We start from the raw sequence: 17,077 nt of genomic DNA, 5'->3' as shown, positions 1-17,077 counted from the left end.
CAATATGAACAATATTGTGCTTTTTTTACGAGGTTCATTTTTATTGTTATAAAAATATAATTATTACAAATAGATAGATTTTATTTATTTTTTCTTATGGGGAGGGATTACGCTTAGAAAAATGATAAAAACAATCGTAAATGAGAATATTATCATTTAGTCCCATGCCAATATTTTTAATACTTTTCAGCAGAAATATTCATATTAAAAAATAAATAACTAAAAAACAGTTTATTACAGCAAAAAATCGAATTTGTTAGCAAAAAATCACAAAAGTGCAAATGTTAACAATAATGATTATCATTAATATGTTTTTGAGCGTTGGCCAGCGCAGTCACAAAATTTGTGCATTAAAAGAAACATAAATATATGAAAGGCTCAAATTGAGTTTTAAAACAGAGGATATGGTCAGATGAAAGCGCTTGCTAGTCGCTTGGCGATGCAGCATCTTGTCAATGCATACTCACAAGAAACGGGTAAATCAATTTTACTCGAGAAGTATCAACAAAATTCATCTCAACTGACGTTTAGCCAAGGCTTGACGTTATTGGTATTGCCATTAGATGCAATACAGTCTCAGCTGTTGGTGCCACTCTCCTATGTGAGTACGGTAGGACGTCATCGTATAGCTACGTTGCCCAAAGTAAGGAGTAAGGGGCAATTTCAAAATATGAGCTGTGTGGCTATGGTGGCCTTACTTTTAGAAGAGCTTGTAATGACATCACGTGCAGGTGATGCGCAAGAAGAAGTGCAACCCTGTCAAACAACACGTTTAGATCCTGCATCATTGTTGGAGCGTTGGATTGAAAGTCGAGATGCGCTCACGCAGTTTTTAACCCTGCGTCAGCATGAATTTGACGATTTTATTCAGCTCGAACAAAGTTTTATAGAAACTGAGCAAGCCTTAATTTTAGGCCATAGCATGCATCCTGCACCCAAAAGTAGAGTGGGTTTTGTGCATGAAGACTGGACAAATTTCTCACCAGAAGCCAAGTCACAGACCCCAATGCATTATTGGTTGGTCGCACCAGACTATATTGCAGAAGGGAATGCTCTCAATACGTCTATTTCGAGTGAATTGAAACAGCATTTATACAAACATTTAAGTAATACAGATTATGCATGCTTAGAAAAATATCCACATTATAAATTATTGCCATTACATCCTTGGCAAGCACGTTATTTGCAGTGTAAGCCGTGGTTTAAGCAATTAAAGTCGCAAGATCAAATCGTCGATTTAGGTGAGCGTGCTTGGGCATTTTCACCGACAACTTCAGTACGAACTTTGGCAAGTTTTGATGCGCCTTGGATGTTGAAGCCATCGTTATCTGTCATGATTACCAACTCGATCCGCGTGAATTTAGCCAAAGAATGCTACCGGGGCGAAATGACACATCAACTATGGCACAGTACTTTAGGGCAGAAAATATTAGCGCAATGCCCAACTTTAAAAGCATTGAATGATCCAGCTTGGATTGCACTAAAACAGCAAGATGAAATCATCAATGAAACGATCTGCATTTTTAGAGATCAGCCCTTTGATAAGACGCAACAAGTAAGCTGTATTGCATCCTTATGTCAGGATCATCCAAGCCAAGCACAAAATCGTTTTGACACGTTATTTGCCTATTTGCATCAGCAAAATCCAGCACAAGATCGAGGCCAAATTGCGCTGTATTGGTTCCAAAAGTTCCTCGATATTTCTTTAAAGCCGTTGATGCATGTGTATCACCAATATGGCATGGCATTTGAGTCACATCAGCAAAATGTGTTACTTGAACTGGAACATGGCTTACCTAAATATTTGTGGCTTCGCGACAATCAAGGTTTTTATTACATTCAAGAGCGGGCAACGGAAGTACTATCGCTATTTCCAGATTTAGCCGATAAGGCCCACGCTGTAGGCTCGCAAGAATTTGTAGATGAACGTTTTAGTTATTATTTCTTTGGTAATACCTTATTTGGTTTGATTAATGCCATTGGTGCAACGGGGTGGATTAAGGAACAACAGCTATTAGATGAATTACAGCAGCGATTATTGGTTTTATTTGCGCAATATCCTGAAAGTAGCCTATTACATGCTTTGCTCTACCAAGAGACTCTACCGTATAAAGCGAATCTTTTAACGCGATTACATGAGCTTGATGAGCTCATTGCACCTGTAGAACAACAGTCTGTGTATGTTCAATTGAGTAATCCTTTGCAACTTAAACAAAAGGATGCGCGCTATGCTTGATTTTATAGGAATTGGATTAGGGCCCTTTAATTTAAGTTTGGCCAGCTTATTACAAGATAAAACCAATTTGAAATATCGCTTTTTTGAACAAAAAGCGCAGTTTGATTGGCATGCGGGGATGCAGTTACCAGATACCGTTTTGCAAGTGCCATTTATGGCCGATTTGGTGTCGATGGTTGATCCGACCAGTCCTTATAGTTTTTTAAATTATTTAAAAGCACAACAACGTTTATATAAGTTTTATTTTCTTGAACGTTCGCAAATTCCACGACGTGAATATAACCATTATTGCCAATGGGTCGCAGATCAGCTCAGCAATATTCAATATCAATCGATTGTCAAAGCTATTTATGCCAAAGAGCATGGTTTTGAAGTTGTGGTCGAGCAAGATGGTGTATTACAACATTTTCTATGCCGTCATTTGGTGATTGGTTCAGGGAATGTCCCTCATTTACCTGTGTGCTTGCAGAACTTGCAACAACAGTATCCTGAACAATGTTTACACTCAGCTTCTTACCTCAGCCAGAGTGGTCAGCAGCGTAGTGGTAATGTGGTGGTGTTGGGTTCAGGCCAATCTGCTGCCGAAGTCTTTATGGACTTGTTTGATCAGCAGCATGCGCAAGAGCGTCAGCCAAGATCTACTCGTCAAGCATTGCCTTATAAGTTGCACTGGCTTACACGGTCTAATGGGTTTTTCCCAATGGAATATGCACCGCTCGGCTTGGAGCACTTTAGTCCAGATTATACCGAGCATTTTTATCAACTCAGTGCAGCGCAAAAAGCGGATCAATTGAAACAACAAGCATTGTTGTATAAGGGTATTAGTGCACAAACGATTCGTGAAATTTACCAAAAACTGTATCACCGCAGTATTGGTACACGAGAGCAAATGACGTACTTACATGCGCAATCACATTTAAAGTATGCAGAGTATGTGCAAGGCAAAATTCAATTGCATTTCCAACATACCGTCACAGAGCAACAGTTTGTTTTACAGGCTGATTGTGTTGTAGCAGCAACAGGATATGTCAGTCCAGAATTTGAATTTTTAAGATACCTAAAACCCTTAATTCATACCGATGAACAAGGGCGTTGGAAAGTGCATCGTGACTACCGGTTGTCACATGATGCTCTAGGCGAAATTTACGTACAAAACCAAGAGTTGCATACACATGGTGTGGGTACACCCGACTTAGGTTTAGGTGCATGTCGCGCGGCCCATATTGCCAACCAATTAGTAGGATATGAGCTGTATGAAATGAGCGACCAAGCTCAGTGTTTTCAGCACTTTCGGCCTGAAAAAAACCCAGAGTTAAGTCTGGTCTCTACAGCACATCAAACGGTGCCGATGCAGGAGCAATTTTGCATTCAAAAGTTGAACGATCAGACACAAAGCTTTGAATTAAAAGGGCTAAAAACACAGAAAAATAATGTATTTGAGTATATATCATGAAATTTGCAAAGTTACAGATTGGTCAAAAAGAGTGGCGCCGTGCAGGCCAGCAATTAATAGAAATGGCGATTGCTGAATTTTTATATGAAGAAATGATGAGCGTCACGAAAATAGCACCAAGGACCTACCATTTGGTGTTAAACGGACAGGTTTATCAGTTTAAAGGTGAGCAATATTTGCTTGGGCATTGGCAGATTGAAACAGGTTCAGTTCGCGAGTTTTCAATCAATCAACCAGATGATCCTGATTTAAATACTGAGCCAGCATGGAATTTACATGCATTTATACAGGCTTTTGCCATTCAAGCGAATGTAAAGCCGTTTACTCAAGCCTATTTAATGAAAGAGATGAACAATACGTGGTTGGCAGAAGCGCATGTGATGCTTGAGCACCGTCTGCCAAGTACAGCGGTACTCACAGAGCCTCACTATAAAATTGAAGGTATGCTACGCGGTCACCCTTGGTTAATTATGAGTAAGGGGCGTATGGGCTTTGGTTATGATGACTATGTGACCAGTGCCCCCGAGCTTTCACCACAAGTTAAAGTGCTGTGGTTGGCGGTTCACCGTGATTTAGCACAGTTTCGTGCAACAGCAGAATGGCAAGCCAGTCGTTTATATGAATATGAGTTGAGTGCATCTGAACGAAATCATTTTGAAGAGATCTTATTTCAGCGTGGTTTATCGACAGTAGATTATTTCCTCATTCCAGTACATGCATGGCAATGGCACCAATGGTTGGTGGCGACTTATGCTCATGAAATCGTGTCACAGCGCATAATTGAGTTGGATATTGGGCAAGACCAATATGTTCCGATGCAATCCATTCGAACTTTATGCAATATCAGTCAGCCTCAACGTCACTACGTCAAACTCCCTGTCAGTATTTTAAATACGGCGGTTTATCGTGGCTTACCATCGAAACGTAATTTAGCTGCGCCAGCACTCACGGAATGGTTAAAGCAAATTCAGCACCAAGATCCTGATTTAAAAGCTTCTGGTGTAGAGTTCTTGGGTGAAATTGCCACATTGACCATACAGCAGCCTTGCTATGATCAAATTGAAGGTGCGCCATATCAATTTAAAGAGTTATTTGGTTGTTTGTGGCGCGAAAGTGTAGACCCATGCATTGGCGTAGGTCAGTCTGCGCTGTCTCAAGCTGCGCTTTTGCATCGTGATGCCAATGGTGAATCTATTTTAAAAGTGTTAATTGATGCTTCGGGTTTAAGTCCATTGCAATGGTTAAAGCGCTTTGCTGAAGTCAGTGTTCATCCGTTGCTAATTTGTCTTTATAAATATGGTTTGGCTTTTTCACCACATGGTGAAAATACCATGCTGATTCACCGTCAGGGTGTACCTGAAAAAATGGTACTCAAAGACTTTATTGATGATGTGAATCTGGTAGATGAAGATTTTGCCGAGCTGGCCAATTTACCTGCTGAAGCACAAATATTACTGCGCCATAGTGCCTTAGAACTCAGTCATTTTATCTTCACAGGGCTGTTTATGGTGCATTACCGTTATATCTGTAATGTATTTTTGCAAGATTTTCCTTCGCACAGCGAACTTGAGTTTTGGCAAACCATATCTGATGTGATTGCTGCATTTCATCAGGCGCACCCTGAATGGGCTGAACGTATTGAAAAATTTGCAATGTTTAGACCTGAATACGACAAAATTTGCCTCAATCGCGTGCGTTTATTTACCACCAGTTATAACGATGAGGCAGAACGCCCAGTTCCAGTTTTTCTAGACCCAATTGCAAATCCTGTAAGCCCACAAACATTAGCGCAGTGGGCAACACAGATTACATCGAATAAAGCTCAACCATCTGTGTCTGCAAAGCAACAGCCAGCTATTTCATAACATTTAAGACATTTTTTAGGACGAAAATAATGACTACTTTATCGCGTCAACTGCCTGATTTTTATGAATATAATGAGAATGAGACGCAATTCTATTTGCGACAAATGCGATATCCAGAAGATATGGCTTTGGTACATAAATGGATGCATGAGCCGCATGTCATTCCACAGTGGCAACTGAACAAATCTGAACTTGAGCTACAGGTCTATTATGAAAAAGCCTTGGCGGATGATCATCACCGAATATTGATTGTTGGTGTGAATGGGCAGGATGTGGGCTATACCGAAATTTATGAAGGTAAGCGCGACCGCTTAGGGCGCTATTACGACGGGGATGACACAGATTTAGGCTGGCATTTGTTATTTGGTGAAAAGTCTGCATTTGGTCAGGGATATTTAAGACCCGTGATGCGAATGTTGGGTTTTTATATCTTTGAACATGCACCATCCACAAAAATTGTGGGTGAGCCAGACCATACGGTGAAACCTTATGCAGTTGTAGTAGAAGAGCTTTGTTATGAGGCGCAGCGATTAATTCCAATGCCTGAAAAAACCGCCATGCTGTATTACTGCTTCAAAGATAAGTTCTATCAAAAATTTGGCGGTTATTTGACTGTATCTCAGCAAGCTCAAAAGAAGATACAGCCTGTAGCGCAGACTGAGGCCATGTTATGAGCTATGCCTCCACACATATCCAAATTATGGACATGCGCTTTTCAGCGCATGTTTCTACCGAAGAGTTTGAGCTATGGCTGAGTCAGGTAGAGCGCTTTTTTCTAAAGCAACAACATTTTGTTTTGGTCATGCAAACTGAGCCTGTGACTGAGTTTCCAGAGCAATATAGACAGCTACAAGCCACATGGTACAAGCGCTATAAGCAAGATTTTTTCCAATACTGTTTGGGATTGGTACGCATTGCACAAGATCCAGCAGATCAGCAACGTTTAAATGCACCGTCTTTACATGCAGCATGGCGTGTACCGTATTACGTCACTTTAGACCGTACAGATGCGTTGCAATGGGCTGTTCAGAGGTGGCTATGTTAAATGCAAAACAACAAGCAACAGGTCAGGGGCTTACAGCATTGAGCTTGGGTATTGTGATTGTGTTGTATTTGGCTCATGCGCTACCCCTGTATTTTTATAATGTGGCGTTGCCTGCAATCTTGAGGCACCAAGGTGTCGATTTACGTTGGATTGGCATGCTGTCTTTGCTGTATCTGCCGTGGGCCTTTAAGTTTTTTTGGGCGCCATATATAGATCGCTTTTATATTCAAAAATTAGGCAAACGAAAAACATGGTTGTTTGTGACCCAAATTGCCTTAGTTTTGGGTGTATTGGCCTTGGCCATGACGCAATTTTCCTATGGTTTAGGGGTATTTGTCATCGTTGGGCTATGGATCTCCAGCTTTGCTGCTACGCAAGACATTGCCATTGATGGTTATACCGTAGAAAGCTTTAAAGATACCGATTACCGTTTTGGCAGTATGGCACAAAGTATTGGTGTTGCATTGGGGAGCATGATTGGTGGGGCTGCTACGCTTTGGCTGTATCAATACTATGGCTGGCAATATGCATTGACCAGTTTGGCTGTGTTGACGGCACTGACCATGCTAGCGATATTTTTTATACAAGAAAAATCTACAATATCGACAACTGCAGAAGCATTCGTTGACACCCGTCCTAGTTTAAAACGTGCTTTTAAACGCCCAGAAATATTGTGGGCTTTGGCCTTAATCTTGTGTTATCGCGTGGTAGAAGCACCAGCAATGGCCATGCTTAATCCGATGCTCATCGACCAACAATGGTCACTCTCACAAATTGGCGTATTGATGTCTGTGATTGGGGCGGGTGTGGGCTTGTTGGCGGCTGTCAGTGTTGCCTTCCTACTAAAAAAAATCCCCTCAACCCAATTACTCATTTGGGCTGCATGGTGTCGTACGGCGCTTTATGCCGTTATGGGCTTTGCCATTGTTTTAGGTTGGTTCCAGCAGTGGCATTTATTCTTGGCGCTTTGCGTTGTGCTGATGCTGGCCATTCGTTATATCGCCATGACAGCGCTGTATGCCTACTTCATGCAAAGCGCATCTAAAGCCCAAGCAGGCACAGATTTCACCATTTTAGTGTGCTTCGAATTGCTGGTGTATTTCATTGGCGGAGCTTTTTCAGGCTTTTTGGCCAAAGCACTTGGTTATGGTCATTTCTATTTGGTTTTGGCTATTGGATCTGTGCTTAGCGTGTTACTGAGCCAACTCATAATTTCACAAATAAAAAAACACAAACTTCGTCAAAAAAATACTGTGTCACACAGTGAGGAAAACCCATGAAACGCTTTTTTGTTCCAATGCAATTGACCTGCTTGAGTCTTGCTGTATGTACACAGCTATATGCTGCCGACATCAACAGTACGGAAAATACCACAACTGAGCCCTCAACCACTAAAATGGAAACCATCGTGGTAACTGCAACACGTTCAGCCAAAAATATTGCTGATATTGCAGGAACGGTTTATAGCATTCCACGTCAAGAAATTGAAAAACAATCGAATGCGGGTAAAAGCACCTCAGACATCTTGGGCGTATTAATTCCATCTTTAACAGCAGGTTCAGGTACAACATCTAACTATGGCATGACCATGCGTGGCCGTGTCGTGCAATATATGATTGATGGCGTACCACAAACGGGTTATCGAGATTTATCACGTCAGTTAAACAGCATTAGCCCTGCCATGATTGAGCGTATTGAAGTGGTTTCAGGAGCCAGCAGTATTTATGGTTCAGGCGCAACTGGCGGTATTATTAATATTATTACGCGCCGTGGTGGTGATGAACCCTTAAGTTTTGAAACCAAATTAGGTGTGACTTCAGGCAATAATATTAAATCTGATGCCATGGCTTATGAAGTTTCACAAGTGATGAATTTTAATCAGGGCGATGTGAAAGGGACTTTAGGTGCAAGCTATGCCAAGCGTGGTGAATTTCAAGACAGTCATGGTAAGCGAATTGGCCCTGAAGTTGCACAGACCGATCGCCAAGACACAGATACGCTAGATTTAAATGGTCGCGTGTCTTGGAAAATTGCTGATGGGCAAAATTTAAGTTTTGGTGCAAATTATTTTCATGATGAACAAGACAGTGAATATGGGCCAGATTATGGGTCAAATTTAGCCGTTTTATTACAAGGGCAAACACCTTCCTTGCATGCTGTTAAAGGCTTACAGTTGGATGAACAACCTCTAACAGAGCGTTATGGCTTTAATACGCAATACGAAAATCAAGACTTTTTGGGCCACCATCTGAATGTAGAAGCATATTACCGCAATGAAGTTGCACGCTTTTATCCGTCTGTAAATGGTTTTGATCATCCTTCACTCAAAACCTTTTTGGTGAGTCAGTCGGAAAGTGAAATGGAGGTATTGGGGGCACGTGTTGCCTTACAAAAAGACTTTGATGTCGCAAATAAAACATTAGGCCTTACTTATGGTGTGGACTATGAAAATGAAAAAGACAGTGCAACCTTCCGCCGTTATGACCTCAATACCTTTATGCAAAGTAATGGCCTAAACTTTAAAGCACAGGGCAAATATGGTTTTGGGCCAGATGTTGAAACCAGTAAAATTGGTGCTTTCGTACAAGCTCAAATGGATGTAACAGACCGAATTGGTGTGCAAGCAGGCGTGCGTCAAGAATATGTAGAAAGTAAAGTTGCAGCTTCTACGCCGTATTCTGAACAAGTGGTCGCCAATGATGTGCCAGGCTATCAGGCCAAAACCCTCAATGGCGGTAAAATTGACCACGATGCAACCTTATTTAATTTGGGTGCGGTCTATCATTTAACAGACGAGCAACAGCTGTTTGCTAATTTTTCACAAGGGGCTAATTTACCCGATGTACAGCGTATGCTCCGTGATGTGCCTGCTGGTTTTGAGGTAAGCAACAAAAGTATTCAGCCAATTAAAGTCAATAGTTATGAAGTGGGATGGCGTAAACAGTCTGCAACAGGGCTAAATGCAGGGCTGTCGGCTTTTTATAATGACTCTAATAAATCGATTAAATTTGGACAGCCAAATTTTACCATTGATGTCGTTGATACGGATGAGCGCGTTTATGGCCTAGAAGGCAATATGAGTTATCAGTTACAGCCTGATTGGACAGTAGGGGGAACTCTGGCTTATACACGTGGCCAGTTTAAAAATACCACAGGTGCTTGGCAAGAGCTGGACGCTATCCGTGTAGCTCCTTTAAAAGGGACAGTTTTTTCTGAATGGCAATTTGATCATGACATGAGCTTACGTGTGCAAGCACTTGCAGTAGGGGGTACAGATAAAGCGAAAAAAGATGCTGAAAAATATGGTTCACGTGCACCAGCAGAAATTAAAGGTTTTAGCACGATGGATGTGATTTTTAATACCAAAGCTGGGCCAGGTAACTTAGGCTTAGGTGTATATAACGTATGGAACAATGACTATAAATCTGTATATAGTCAGTCTGTATCTACGGTATATGGCCCAATTTCGAGCTTGCCTGCACAAGGGCGAACCTATGGTTTGAGTTATAGTTTGAAATATTAAAACTCACACAATCTTTCCGCTTTATGCAGTGCATCGTAAAAAGGTAGCGCAAGCTGCCTTTTTTGCTTTATAAACATGTCAGCCGTATGAGTTATAAAACAATGAAGCAAAATAATAAGATTTTTATTGCCGCAAGCCTTGCCAATGGCGCAAGTTTTTCCATGATTTTACCCTTACTTGCACCACTGGTTCGTAAGTTACAGCTGTCGGAGCTTCAAGCGGGTGCCATGGTGTCTATAGGTGCGCTCCTCATGGCGTGTGCTGCAATTTATATCAGTAAAAATCAAACAAAGTTTTCAATTTATCAATTGCTGAGCATTGGTTTTATTGGCATGGCAGTCACGTGGGGACTGTTTAGTGGTGTGCTCATGTATGGGCTTACGGCGCAAATATCCGTAATGTTGCTATTTACCTTACTCATGTTGGCGCGCGCCAGTACAGGGGTATTTATGGCAATGCCACAAATTGCGCTACAAACCCATGTTATGACCAGTTATGAAGAAGAACAGCTACGCTCAAAAACTATGTCAAAATTTGGTGCGCTCAATAGCGTAGGTGTGGTATTTGGGCCATTTTTGACCACATTACTGTTGGCATGGGGCATGATGACACCACTTTGGGCTGCTATTGCGATTTTGAGCATTATTAGTGTGGTGATTGTTGTGTTATTTGACCAGCAAAAGCCAAAGGATGCCAGTTCAGAAAACTCAATCAGCCTTGAATCTACAAGTACTTTGGCTCAACAGAGCAAGAGTTTAGATTCAGATGAAGTACTGACAGAGGGGAAAAACTTTAGTTTAAAGCGCTCAATGGCATGGCTGGTACTCGGGTTTAGTTTGTACTTGGCTATCGTTACGGTTAATTTAACCGCTGGCTTTTATATTCAAGACCACTTTAAAACCAGTGTTTTACAAGGTGCGACATATTTTTCTCAATGCTCGTTACTGGTGGGAATTTCGCTGGTGGTGATGCAAGTGCTGATTTCTAAAAAGCTCAAATGGTCTGTATATACCTTACTTTGGGTGGGCTTGGTTGCAATGAGTATCGCACTTTGGATATCTGTCAGCACAGAACATTTGAGAGTATTCCAACTGGCCTATGTGCTTTATGGTGTGTCGGTAGCGTGTTTAATCCCTGCTTTTACTACAGGTGCTGCGCAAACTGCACCTAAACATCAGCAGGCTAAAGTGGCTAGTTGGTGTACGGCTACACAAGCTTTAAGTTTTGTAATCGGGCCAATTCTAAGCACTGGCTTATACCAATGGCATACGTCTTATCCGTATTATTTTTTAATGCTCACGATGTTTGCACTCATGGTGTTTTTTGCATTCAAGCAAATCAGCCCCGAAAAAACAGCTGAATTGGCCCGTTAAATTGACTAGTTAAATTTATCAATTTTTATGCTGGAACTTAAGTCTGCATAGTTACATCAATATTTATGTTTTAAGCCAATCACGATCAAGTAGCAAGCTATTGAGATTTGTCTGATTGGCTGATTCATGTTAAGTGAAGATTTGTTTTAGCCTATTTTTTTCGCGTTGATTCGTTATTTATACTGCTGAATATTGATCTCTTTTTATGTGCTTAAGCTGGAAAAACTGTAGAAGATAGAATTATTTTGACTGTACGGCTCCGATGTTATTTTGTGCTTATTCTCCATTTATCGCTTGTTGAGATTACATAAGCACATTAGAGCGCTAAAGAAAAAACAACAAAAAATAGTAAGCTTTAAATATTTTGGATCAAAAAATAATCAAATTTGTTTCCATATTTATATTTTAGCCTTTCTTGGTGCGAGCTCAGCTAGCATAGGTAGGTGCATTAATTTATAAATTAGGGGAATAAATGTTTAAATTTCATGGAAAAAATATTTTTGCTGCCATTTTTGATATGGATGGAACAATGTTTGATACTGAGCGGCTTCGGTTTCAAACATTGAAACAGGCATCTCAAGAACTGCATGGCGAGGCATTTTCAGATGCTTATTTAATGGCTTGTTTAGGGCTGAGTGCCAAAAGTGCAGAAGAATTGGCTCATCAAGAATATGGGGAATCAATTCCTTATGCAGACATTCGTCAAAGAGCTGATCAATTGGAATTGGAGTATGTTCGTACGAACGGTGTACCCATTAAATTAGGGTTGGTTCAAGTTTTAGAACGCTTACGTAAATCTGGCCTACGTATGGCGGTAGCCACATCTAGTCGCCGTGCAATTGCAGAAGAATATTTGATTAATGCAGGCGTATATAAATTTTTTGATGTGTTGGTTTGTGGAGATGAAGTACAGCAAGGTAAGCCACATCCAGAAATATTTTTGAAGGCGGCTGAGCAGTTAAATGTCGAAGCAAATGCAAGTCTAATGTTTGAAGACTCTGCCAATGGTATTCGTTCAGCGCGTCATGCAAACGGCATTACCATCTTATTAAAAGACATTAAGACACCGAATGCTGAAATGATGCGTAATGCAGATTTTTATTATGATGATATGTATGCGTTTTTTGATGATTTAGACCAATATGTCGATCATTTGTTGATGCCAGAATTACAAACGGCTTTCCCGCAAACCATTAATTTATTAAGCGTAGGCATCCATGGATTTGGGGCGATTGGTGGGGGCTATCTTGCGCAAGTTTTTTCACATTGGGATGGCTATACGCGGCCAAAGCGTATTTATGCGACCACACGTAATCCACTGTATCAATCTGCGGTAAATGCCTTTGGTGCATATAGTATTCGTTATGGTGAAATGTCTTATGATGAGCGAATTGATAATATACAAGTGATTGATGCTGGCAATCTTGAGCAGATGCAAGAGATGTATACGGAATCGACTATGGTGGCAGTATGTTTGCCTGAATCTGCCTTAGCTCAAGAAGCCAAAACCATTGCACAGGGGCTTATGGCGCGTCATGTTGCATTTGAACAACAAGAGCTTCCGCTGACGTTTTTAATTATTTTAAATAAAATTGGTGCGAAAGCGCTGTTCATGCAACTGGTTCATCGGGCGTTGCTAGACATTACCGATGCAGAGATTGCAAATAAGATTATGTGCCAGCATTATTTCTGCGATACGGTGGTGAATCGTATGGTGTCTAAGCTAAGTGATCAAAACCTATATCGCCAGCTTAAAATTAAACATGGCATTTTTCAGCAACAGCAAGTGGACGCTGAGGACGACGCACAACAGCATTGGGATGATGCGACGCAATTAACGCTCGAGCAAGAACAGCAAGCGACGACTTATATAGATCACTTACGCCGTAATTTACAACCCAGCCATGCATTGCAAAATATGGATTTGATTCTATTTCATGCAGAACTCAATATGCCTTTATATGTCGAAAATAACAGTCCTTTGCTACGTAAAATGCGTCAAATGATTTTAGTGGACGACATACAAGACATTCAGCGCATTAAAAATCGTTTATGGAATGGTGTGCATGCGATGACTGCATGGTATGGCAGTGTATTGGGCTATGAAACCATTGGACTTGCGATGGCAGATGAGCGAGTCAGTTTGTTTTGCCAGTCACTGCTTAAAGAAGTGACAGCGGGTCTAAATAGCAGTATGCCAAATTATCATCATGATTTAGCAGAACTGGCTCAGGCATTTTTAAGGTCTTGCCAAAATGCATTTAAAGACCCATGTGCGCGTGTGGCACGAGATCCTTTACGTAAGCTCAGTGCGCAAGAGCGTGTACTCGGTTCATTGCAAACGAATCTTGAGTATGGTTTGCCCACAAGTGCTTTAGAACAAGGTGTTGTATTGGGTGCGATGTATGCCGTACAACAACTGCAATATTCCCAAGAAGATGTGCGGCTATTTTTACAAAAGCAGTTTGCTTTGATCGAGGCAGATCCAAAGCTGGTACAGCAAAGCTTTCATGCGATTGATAGCGTTTTACAGAACCAATTAGCGCAACATGATTTTTAGATTGATCATCTAAATTTACGGCTTTAGGCAAATAGAGTAAAAATGCAGACGATTTATGAACGATTGAGTGTGAGCTGAGAAATATTCAGCTTAAGATGAATATTGCTAATCCAATTGAGTGTGTTTAAGCATGGTTTTCATGCCTAAACATGGTTAAAGTAAGTCACCAATTTTTATTGTGAATTGTCTGTGTTTCTCCAGCCGAATATGCCTGTCATTGCGACGCTACAACAAGATTATCCTGAATGGCATTTAGGGCGCACAGAGTTTTCATTATGGTATCTTGAAATACATGCCCCAGCGCTTTTGGCGTATTTATCACAATTACGTCAGCAATTTGCCGATATATTATTACAACCCAATACGCGCCAATTTCATATTACGCTATATATTTGTGGGTTTTGGAACGCTCAGCACAGTGCGAGTGATAATTTTAGCGTACAACAATTACAAGAACATCAGCACCAATTACAACAATTGAAATTACAGAAATTTCGACTCAAAACTAGCCATATCAACAGCTTTGAAAGCGCATTATTTGTAGAAATTGAAGATCCAGATCAGGTCCTAACACAAATCCGGCAGGCGCTGAATCTCTGCTCTAATGAAATCGCACCTTTAGATTATTGTCCACATATTACTTTAGGTCTGTATGGGCATCAGTTAAATAGCAATGAAGTTTTAGCGCGAGTAGCAGAAGTGCCAAAGCAAAGCTTTGAATTTGAGGTGGATGCCTTAACATTTGGTACCTATCATGCCCAGCAATTACAAGCTGAGTTAATGGCTCAACACTATTTTCACTTAGGTTCTCTATGATTCAATTGATATTGGGTGGTGCACGATCGGGTAAAAGCCGTCTAGCTGAACGTACTGCACAGCAAGCAAATAAAAGTGTGACTTATATAGCGACTGCGCAAGCATGGGATGATGAAATGGCTGAGCGTATTGCACATCATCAAGCACAGCGACCTTCAACTTGGCGGGTAGTTGAAGAGCCTTTGCAGTTGGCGGCCTGTTTGCAAACATTAGATCAAGCTGGACAAGTTATTTTGGTCGATTGTTTGACTTTATGGATGAGTAATTTGCTCATGCAAGATGAGCAAACGCAATGCCAAGTAGTCGAATGTCAAAAGTTATTAGATGTGCTACCGACCTTAAAATCGGACATTATTTTGGTGAGTAATGAAACCGGACTTGGTGTTGTGCCGATGGGGCAAATCAGCCGTAAGTTTGTTGATGAAACAGGGCGTTTGCACCAGCAATTGGGCCAAATTGCAGATAAAGTTGTATTTTGTGTGGCAGGTTTTCCCATGATTTTAAAAGGAGATAAAGAATGAGTTGGTGGTTAAGTGCATGTAAAGTGCCTAGTGAAAATGCAAAACAACAAGCAGAAGCAAGGCAGCTTCAATTAACCAAACCTACAGGTTCTTTATCTGAATTAGAACGCACGGCAGTGTTATTGGCAACGCTTCAAGATACAGCACAACCATCTATAGAACGACCATGGATTTGTATATTTGCAGGTGATCATGGCGTGATGGAAGAAAATATTTCAGCCTATCCACAAGCCGTTACTCGCCAAATGCTACAAAACTTCACATCTGGTGGCGCCTGCATTAGCGTGATTGCTAAAGAATACAATGCCAATTTACAGGTGATTGATTGTGGTTCTGTGGGTGAGGCTTACGACTATGCAGGAGTAGAGCGCCACTGCATTATGCAAGGCACGGCAAATTTTGCACATCAAGCTGCCATGACAGAAGAGCAGTGCGAACAGGCCATGCAATTGGGCTATCTGAGTGCCGAAAAAGCCTTTGCTACGCAGGCGTCTATTTATGTCGCGGGTGAGATGGGTATTGGGAATACGTGTTCTGCATCTGCTGTGGCGTGTTTTTTATTAAATGAATCTGCAGAAAAACTCACAGGTGTAGGCACAGGAATTCGTGCAGAGCAATTGGCGCATAAAAAACACGTGATCGATCAAGCTTTGGCATTACATCAAGAATATGTACAACAGGATGCATTTAAAGCTTTGGCTGCAGTGGGTGGCTTAGAAATTGTTGCGATGACAGGTGCATATATTCGTTGTGCACAATTAGGTCTGCCTATTGTCGTTGATGGCTTTATTAGTACAGTTTCGGCATTGGTTGCAGTACGTTTAAATCCACAAGTGCGTGAATGGATGCTATTTGGCCATCAATCTGCCGAATATGGCCACCGCCGTTTATTAGAGGAATTACAAGCTGAACCGTTATTAAAACTGAATTTACGTTTGGGTGAAGGCAGTGGTGCAGGTGCAGCACTTGGCCTAATTAAGCTGGCGTGCAGTTTGCATAATAACATGGCCACATTTGCAGAAGCTGCTGTCATCGGTGATAAGGTCTAATGTCAAGTCAGTCTGACATTGCAACTGATGTGCTGCATTTAGATGTGATGCGTCATGGTGAAACTGAGTTGAGCCACACTTTACGTGGCTCAACCGATGATGCGTTGACTGAAAATGGCTGGCAGCAGATGCAGCAAACACTACGCAATGCGATTGAGACGGGGCAAAGTTGGGATGTTGTTTTCAGCTCACCGCTACAGCGTTGTCAGCGTTTTGCACAGTCTGTTGCAAGGCAACTCAATTTAGATGTGCATTGCTTAGCACAATTGCAAGAAATGCATTTTGGCGACTGGGAAGGGCAAAGCACGCAGTTTTTATATGAAACTGTGCCTGATCAGCTGGAAAAATTTTGGTTGCAACCGACTGAATTTAGCCCGCCCAATGCAGAAACTTTGGCACAATTTGATGCACGTGTGACTCAAGCAATCGTGCAGATGATGGCTTATATGCAAGAAAACAAGCTCAAAAAGGCCTTGGTGATTAGCCATGGTGGCATCATTAAACTACTCAAATGTAAAGCGCTCAAGCTACCGATGAATGATTTATTGAAGATGACTGCAGACTTAGCACAGCTCAATCATTTTTGTGGTACACGTGCTACAGATTTGATGTATCTGCACATCGAGGAGTAGCCCT

The 17,077-nt window shown here is 41.3% G+C and carries 13 protein-coding genes; all 13 read left to right on the top strand.

Annotated features, from left to right (window positions below; translation table 11 throughout):
- Nucleotides 1-412: 412 nt before the first annotated feature.
- The 13 genes from C9E88_RS09215 (at nucleotide 413) to C9E88_RS09155 (ending at nucleotide 17,073) form a co-directional block, all read left to right on the top strand.
- Nucleotides 413-2,236 carry an IucA/IucC family protein gene (locus tag C9E88_RS09215; RefSeq protein ID WP_106984969.1) on the top strand — a complete coding sequence of 608 codons (1,824 nt, stop codon included), beginning with the start codon at nucleotides 413-415 and terminating at the stop codon, nucleotides 2,234-2,236.
- On the top strand, nucleotides 2,229-3,689 hold the full coding sequence (locus tag C9E88_RS09210) for a lysine N(6)-hydroxylase/L-ornithine N(5)-oxygenase family protein (RefSeq protein ID WP_106984970.1): 1,461 nt from the start codon (nucleotides 2,229-2,231) through the stop codon (nucleotides 3,687-3,689). The genes C9E88_RS09215 and C9E88_RS09210 overlap by 8 nt, the downstream gene beginning before the upstream one ends.
- On the top strand, nucleotides 3,686-5,554 hold the full coding sequence (locus C9E88_RS09205; RefSeq protein WP_106984971.1) for an IucA/IucC family protein: 1,869 nt from the start codon (nucleotides 3,686-3,688) through the stop codon (nucleotides 5,552-5,554). The genes C9E88_RS09210 and C9E88_RS09205 overlap by 4 nt, the downstream gene beginning before the upstream one ends.
- Before the next feature lie 29 nt (nucleotides 5,555-5,583).
- Nucleotides 5,584-6,228, top strand: a complete 645-nt coding sequence (locus C9E88_RS09200; protein WP_106984972.1) for a GNAT family N-acetyltransferase — start codon at nucleotides 5,584-5,586, stop codon at nucleotides 6,226-6,228.
- Entirely contained in the window at nucleotides 6,225-6,599 is a 375-nt protein-coding gene (locus C9E88_RS09195) for a hypothetical protein (protein WP_106984973.1), read from the top strand. The genes C9E88_RS09200 and C9E88_RS09195 overlap by 4 nt, the downstream gene beginning before the upstream one ends.
- Entirely contained in the window at nucleotides 6,572-7,879 is a 1,308-nt protein-coding gene (locus tag C9E88_RS09190) for an MFS transporter (protein WP_425267142.1), read from the top strand. Before C9E88_RS09195 ends, C9E88_RS09190 begins: the two co-directional genes overlap by 28 nt.
- Nucleotides 7,876-10,122 carry a TonB-dependent receptor gene (locus tag C9E88_RS09185; protein ID WP_106984975.1) on the top strand — a complete coding sequence of 749 codons (2,247 nt, stop codon included), beginning with the start codon at nucleotides 7,876-7,878 and terminating at the stop codon, nucleotides 10,120-10,122. The genes C9E88_RS09190 and C9E88_RS09185 overlap by 4 nt, the downstream gene beginning before the upstream one ends.
- Before the next feature lie 101 nt (nucleotides 10,123-10,223).
- Nucleotides 10,224-11,495 carry an MFS transporter gene (locus C9E88_RS09180; RefSeq protein WP_106984976.1) on the top strand — a complete coding sequence of 424 codons (1,272 nt, stop codon included), beginning with the start codon at nucleotides 10,224-10,226 and terminating at the stop codon, nucleotides 11,493-11,495.
- A gap of 472 nt (nucleotides 11,496-11,967) precedes the next feature.
- Nucleotides 11,968-14,055: a bifunctional mannitol-1-phosphate dehydrogenase/phosphatase gene (gene mtlD / locus C9E88_RS09175; RefSeq protein ID WP_106984977.1), complete on the top strand. Its 2,088-nt coding sequence runs from the start codon at nucleotides 11,968-11,970 to the stop codon at nucleotides 14,053-14,055.
- Nucleotides 14,056-14,244: 189 nt separating this feature from the next.
- Nucleotides 14,245-14,871, top strand: a complete 627-nt coding sequence (locus tag C9E88_RS09170) for a 2'-5' RNA ligase family protein (protein ID WP_227865774.1) — start codon at nucleotides 14,245-14,247, stop codon at nucleotides 14,869-14,871.
- Nucleotides 14,868-15,392, top strand: coding sequence for a bifunctional adenosylcobinamide kinase/adenosylcobinamide-phosphate guanylyltransferase (gene cobU / locus C9E88_RS09165; protein ID WP_106984979.1), 525 nt, complete (start codon nucleotides 14,868-14,870; stop codon nucleotides 15,390-15,392). Before C9E88_RS09170 ends, cobU begins: the two co-directional genes overlap by 4 nt.
- A complete protein-coding gene (gene cobT / locus C9E88_RS09160; protein WP_106984980.1) occupies nucleotides 15,389-16,441 on the top strand; it encodes a nicotinate-nucleotide--dimethylbenzimidazole phosphoribosyltransferase in 1,053 nt (350 codons plus the stop codon). Before cobU ends, cobT begins: the two co-directional genes overlap by 4 nt.
- Nucleotides 16,441-17,073 carry a histidine phosphatase family protein gene (locus tag C9E88_RS09155; protein ID WP_227865772.1) on the top strand — a complete coding sequence of 211 codons (633 nt, stop codon included), beginning with the start codon at nucleotides 16,441-16,443 and terminating at the stop codon, nucleotides 17,071-17,073. Before cobT ends, C9E88_RS09155 begins: the two co-directional genes overlap by 1 nt.
- Nucleotides 17,074-17,077 lie beyond the last annotated feature (4 nt).

The sequence above is a fragment of the Acinetobacter cumulans genome, from assembly GCF_003024525.3.
Classification (GTDB): domain Bacteria; phylum Pseudomonadota; class Gammaproteobacteria; order Pseudomonadales; family Moraxellaceae; genus Acinetobacter; species Acinetobacter cumulans.
The sequence above is the reverse complement of the archived record's forward strand: the minus strand, read 5'-3'. Positions and strand labels throughout refer to the sequence as shown.